This window comes from Bacillus sp. LR--39 (assembly GCF_053613335.1).
Genome location: NZ_JBSIOT010000917.1, coordinates 1 through 695, shown reverse-complemented (window position 1 = coordinate 695; position 695 = coordinate 1). Strand labels below are relative to the sequence as shown.

Genomic DNA, 695 nt, shown 5'->3' with positions numbered 1-695 from the left:
CAAAGATGAGTGCCGAATATCACATCCGCGTTTTCGAGACAGCCGTCATCAATCATTGGCTTTGCGCCTCCCGGATAATATTCTTCTGCATGCTGGTGGATCATCACAAATGTTCCCTTCAGTTCATGTCTGTTTTGGTGAAGGACCTTGGCCACTGCGAGAAGAGCTGCGGTGTGGCCGTCGTGGCCGCATGCATGCATGACACCAGGCACTTTGGAGGCGTAAGGGACATCTTTTTCATCTTGAATGGGGAGAGCGTCAAAGTCGGCCCTCAAAGCGACTGTAGGGCCGGGTTCGCTTCCTTCTATATATGCTAAAACCCCTCTGCCGCCAACGTTTGTGCGGATTGGGACTCCTAACGATTCATAATAGGAAGCAATAAATGCGGCGGTTTTTTCTTCTTGAAATGAGAGCTCAGGATACATATGAAAATGGCGCCTGATCTCAACCATTTCTTCAAAACAGCCGTCGAGCTGTTTGTTTATCTCTTTCTGCAGTGTGGATATGGACAAAGCCGCTTCCCCCTTTTCTATGCTTTTCCATGATTGTATAGAAAAAGTCTGAATATTTCAACTCATGCTGTTTTAAAGCATCATCACAGCTGCGAGGGTTGTCACCAAAAGGCCAATCGCGACGGGAATGAAGTTTTTTCTGGCAAGCTCAAAAGGATCAACTTTGCAAATGGCCGCGGCGGG

General features: G+C 47.8%; 2 pseudogenes. Both read right to left on the bottom strand.

Annotated features, from left to right (window positions below):
* Positions 1-512: pseudogene (sndC, locus tag ACWHAR_RS27460) on the bottom strand (N-acetyl amino acid acetylase SndC); the annotation flags it as partial.
* A gap of 72 nt (positions 513-584) precedes the next feature.
* A pseudogene (locus ACWHAR_RS27455) lies at positions 585-695 on the bottom strand (MFS transporter); the annotation flags it as partial.